This is a genomic window from Actinomycetota bacterium (assembly GCA_009923495.1).
GTDB lineage: Bacteria > Actinomycetota > Actinomycetes > S36-B12 > UBA5976 > UBA5976.
This window is the reverse complement of sequence record RFTJ01000030.1, coordinates 1-5,218: the sequence shown is the minus strand read 5'-3', so window position 1 is coordinate 5,218 and position 5,218 is coordinate 1. Positions and strand designations below refer to the sequence as shown.

Here is a 5,218-nt window from a genome sequence, read left to right as displayed (position 1 = left end):
TATCTTGATATCAAGATACTTTTAGGAGTCCAATGACCAGCCGTAATTCCTTTAATGCTAAAAGAGATTTACAAGTAGGCGCACAGACCTACGAAATCTTTTCACTGGCGCAGATTTCGGCGGCTCAAAGCTTGCCATACACACACAAGGTCTTGCTGGAGAACCTACTTCGTACCGAAGATGGAGCTAACGTCACAGCTGCACAGATTGAGTCACTCATAAATTGGGATGCTAGCGCGCAACCCACTGAAGAAATTCAATTCACACCCGCTCGTGTGATTATGCAGGACTTCACTGGTGTTCCGTGCATTGTTGATTTGGCAACAATGCGAGAAGCTTTTACGGAACTTGGCGGTGATCCTGAGCGAATAAACCCATTGGCGCCAGCCGAACTAGTTATCGACCATTCAGTTATTGCGGATTTCTTTGGTACCGAGTTGGCGGCAAAGCAGAACGTTGAACTCGAGTATCAGCGAAACGGCGAGAGATATCAATTTCTGCGCTGGGGACAAACGGCTTTCACCGACTTCAAAGTAGTGCCGCCTGGTACGGGAATTGTTCATCAAGTAAACATTGAAGCGCTGGCCCGAGTAGTTATGACCCGCGGTAATCAGGCTTATCCAGATACATGTGTTGGTACAGATTCACATACGACTATGGTCAATGGCTTAGGCGTATTAGGTTGGGGCGTCGGCGGAATTGAGGCGGAAGCGGCCATGCTTGGACAGCCAGTTTCAATGTTGATTCCTCGAGTAGTCGGCTTTAAGCTTTTTGGCCAGTTGCCAGCCGGCACGACCGCTACTGATTTAGTTTTAACCATCACCCAGATGCTTCGAGCTCATGGGGTAGTGGGCAAGTTTGTTGAATTTTACGGAGATGGCGTAGCATCAGTTTCGCTCGCAAATCGCGCAACTATTGGGAACATGAGCCCTGAGTATGGTTCAACTGCAGCTGTTTTCCCGATCGATGATGAGACCTTGAATTACTTGCGGTTAACGGGACGTGCTGAACGCCAGATTGAATTAGTCAGGGCCTATGCACAAGAGCAAGGTATGTGGCACGACCCACTAAGCGAACCAAAGTATTCTGAATATTTGGAGTTGGACTTAGGAACTATCGTTCCCTCTATTTCAGGCCCAAAGCGACCACAGGATCGAGTTGAACTAAGTAAAGCCGCGGATGAATTTGCCAAAGCGTTACCGGCTTACACTTCGTCGGTAGAGAGCCAGACTGAGGTCACTTCTGGCGAGAAAACTTTTGCATTGTCCCACGGCGATGTGGTAATTGCCTCAATAACTTCATGCACGAACACTTCTAATCCATCAGTGATGTTGGCTGCCGGCTTACTCGCCAAAAATGCAGTGGAAAAAGGACTCAGGACAAAACCGTGGGTGAAAACCACTCTGGCTCCTGGCTCACAAGTGGTTACTGACTATTACGAAAAGGCGGGGCTGACTGAATACCTCAACACTCTCGGATTCAATCTTGTTGGCTATGGCTGCACTACTTGCATCGGCAACTCTGGCCCGCTTTCGCCAGCTATCAGCAAGGCGATTGCGGATCACGATTTGACCGCTGTTTCAGTTTTATCCGGGAATCGTAATTTCGAAGGCCGGATAAATCCCGACGTAAAGATGAACTACCTAGCATCACCACCGCTTGTAGTGGCTTATGCGCTCGCGGGGAGTATGAAGTTGGACCTATTAACCGAACCACTGGGAAACGACCTCGATGGAAATCCCGTTTTCCTAGCTGATATTTGGCCAACGCCGGCACAGATTGCGCAAGTGGTTTCCTCGGCTATTGATGCAAAGATGTTTACCGATCGCTACGCGGACTTATTTGCTGGCGATGAAAAGTGGCGTAGTTTGCCAACTCCAACTGGTGCAACTTTTGTCTGGGATGAACAGAGTACTTATGTCCGCAAGCCACCGTACTTCGAAAACATGACTTTGACCCCAGCGCCAGTAACTGATATCGCGGGTGCGCGAGTCTTAGCCAAGCTGGGTGATTCAGTCACTACCGATCACATTTCACCGGCAGGTTCGATTAAGGCTGATTCACCGGCTGGCCGTTATCTGAGTGAAAAGGGGATTGAGAAACAGGATTTCAATTCTTATGGATCACGCAGGGGCAATCACGAAATTATGATTCGAGGGACCTTTGCCAACATCCGCCTGCGCAACCAGTTGCTAACTGACGTTGAGGGTGGCTTCACTTTGGACTTCACCGAGTCGCCGGCGACTCAAACAACCATTTTCGACGCATCCGCAAACTACCAAGCTCAGAACATTCCACTTGTTATTTTGGCTGGCAAAGAATACGGCTCAGGTTCGTCTCGTGACTGGGCAGCAAAGGGAACAGCACTCCTGGGCGTTAAGGCAGTCCTTGCTGAGTCATTTGAGCGAATTCATCGATCGAATTTGATTGGAATGGGTGTTCTCCCGCTGCAGTATTTGAACGGCCAAACTGCGCAAACTTTGGGACTAACCGGCCAAGAGACTTTTACCATTTCTGGAATCACCGAACTTAATGCAGGAATTACCCCAAAGACAGTTCTGATTACCGCAACAGGTAGTGACGGCGCAGTGAACCAGTTTGACGCCTTGGTGCGAATCGATACACCTGGTGAGGCAGATTACTACCGACACGGGGGAATCTTGCAGTACGTGTTGCGCAGCATGCTGGGCTAGCGCAACACAGGCGTAATTGAATTTACCCACGTAAACTGAAGGTAACTTTTCAGAAATGGATCCTGCGATGGCACTACTGGAGCAAATCAATTCGCCAGCTGATTTACGTTCGCTAACTCCCGAGCAACTTGCAATCCTTGCTGAGGAAGTCAGAAAATTTCTTGTAGAAAAGGTTTCGGCCACCGGGGGACACCTGGGTCCAAATCTCGGCGTTGTGGAATTGACTCTAGCAATACATCGAGTATTTGAGTCACCTCGCGATCCGATCCTGTGGGATACCGGTCACCAAGCATATGTGCACAAGATTGTCACGGGACGGGCTGCGGCCTTCGACACTCTACGCCAAGAACAGGGTCTTTCTGGTTACCCAAGCAGACAAGAGAGTGTCCACGATGTAATTGAAAATAGCCATGCTTCGACAGCGCTTTCATATGCCGACGGAATAGCAAAGGCTTTTGAATTAGCGGGGGAATCCGATCGACATGTTGTGGCAGTTGTAGGTGACGGAGCATTGACTGGCGGCATGACCTGGGAAGCCATCAATAACATCGCCGAAGGTAAGTCGCGATCCCTTATCATCGTGGTCAATGACAATGCCCGGTCTTATTCGCCGACGATTGGTGGACTAGCAAGTCACCTTGCGACGCTAAGAACCACTCAAGGCTACGAACGCTTTTTGGATTGGGGTAAGTCAGTATTAGGGCGTACGCCAATTGTTGGAGCGCCTATGTACGAGGCACTCCATGGCATGAAGAAGGGAATTAAGGATTTCGTCGCACCCCAAGGCATGTTCGAAGACTTGGGACTGAAATACGTTGGGCCTGTAGATGGGCATAACCAAGAAGATCTTGAGTTTGCCCTGACTCGCGCTCGAGATTTTGGCGGCCCAGTTATTGTGCATGCGATTACCACAAAAGGGCGCGGGTTTGAGCCGGCCGAAACCGACGAAGCGGATCGTTTCCACGCTGTTGGTGTGGTTGACCCACAAACAGGCTTGCCACTTAAGCAGGCCCCAGAGTCATGGACTTCGGTATTTAGTTCTGAACTTGTTAAAGCAGGTCACGAACGCAGAGATATTGTGGCCATTACCGCGGCAATGCTGGGTCCGACCGGATTAGCTGAATTTTGTCAACGTTTTCCAGAACGCACTTTTGATGTTGGCATTGCTGAACAACATGCGGTAACCAGCGCAGTCGGCATGGCTCATGCTGGGTTGCATCCAGTCGTCGCCGTATATTCAACATTCCTTAATCGAGCTATCGATCAAGTGTTAATGGACTGCGCGCTCCATCAGGCTGGCGTGACATTTGTCCTGGACCGCGCCGGTATTACTGGTGACGATGGGCCAAGTCACAATGGCATGTGGGATATGGCATTACTTCGGGTTGTGCCAGATCTATTAATGTTTGCCCCAAGGGATGGAACTCGACTGCAACAAGTTTTTAGAAGAGCCATAACAGTTGAAAATCAGCCGACGGTTATTCGCTTCCCGAAAGGTGCGGTCGGGCAGGAGATTCCAGCTGTTAACTCTGGCCCTTACGGCGATTTAATTTTTGGTGATCCAGAAGCGCAAATTGTTATCGTAAGCATTGGAGCACTGGCTAATAGCGCAATCAGTGCTGCGAATTCGCTTGCGCAACTCGGCACCGCTGTACAGGTTATCGATCCAGTTCAGGTCCTACCTATAAATCCAGAACTAATCGATGCCTTGGCTCGTGCGAAATTGGTTGTCACGCTCGAAGATGGACTAATCGACGGCGGTATTGGCGAATCAATCTGCGCACAACTAGCGGCGTTGTCTGTGGACACTCAATGTCTGGCGCTGGGTATCCCTAAACAGTTCCTTGAACATAAATCCCGAAGCTCGTGGTTGACTCATATGGGATTAGATGGTGCCGGCATAGCCGCAGCTATCACTGCTCGGCTACGCGCTGCGGTTCAGTAGAGATTAAGGGTTCGAATAAGGCTTGTTTCAGGGCAGGCTCAATTAACTCGCGCTGCCAGGGTCGTACCCCAAATTTCGTTAACTCTTGCGCAAGTTGCTCTTCGGATTGGGGTGGAGTCCAGATTATCCGGCGAACAGTGTCAGGTGTTATTAAATTTTCAACAGGAATTGAGAGTTGTTCACTAAGCGAGGCAATTACATGCCGTACTTGTTCCAATTGAGCCCAAGCCTTCGGATTTCGATCTTGCCAGGTTCGCGGTGGCGGTGGTGCAGTTGATTTGACCCTAGTTTCAGGCAGTTCAGTTTCCGCTAGGGCGAGTGCTTGCTCAACAGCAGAGATCCATTTTTGGCGGTTACGCCTAGTTAATCGCCCAGCGAGGCTCTCCAAGTTTGGAACATCCACATCGCTTTGGGCTGCTTCTTGGGCGATGGAGACCAGGATTGAATCAGGCAAAATTCTGCCTGAAGCGATGTCCTCACTCTTTGCGATTCGGTCTCGAGTATGCCAAAGAGATCGAACGATCGCTAGCGCTCGAGCAGATCGCGCAGCATGTAATCCTGAAGTACGACGCCAAGCTTC

At 49.9% G+C, this 5,218-nt stretch carries 3 protein-coding genes; 2 read left to right on the top strand and 1 reads right to left on the bottom strand.

Annotated elements, in window-relative coordinates:
- Positions 1-32: 32 nt before the first annotated feature.
- Complete coding sequence (acnA, locus tag EBS36_07085) at positions 33-2,693, top strand: aconitate hydratase AcnA (GenBank protein ID NBU32910.1); 2,661 nt, start codon at positions 33-35, stop codon at positions 2,691-2,693.
- A 67-nt stretch (positions 2,694-2,760) separates the two neighbouring features.
- Entirely contained in the window at positions 2,761-4,638 is a 1,878-nt protein-coding gene (gene dxs / locus EBS36_07080; GenBank protein NBU32909.1) for a 1-deoxy-D-xylulose-5-phosphate synthase, read from the top strand.
- Here the strand turns inward: dxs and EBS36_07075 are convergent.
- Positions 4,607-5,218 (bottom strand): ribonuclease D (locus EBS36_07075; protein ID NBU32908.1); only part of this gene is annotated, 612 nt, incomplete at its 5' end. The genes dxs and EBS36_07075 overlap by 32 nt on opposite strands.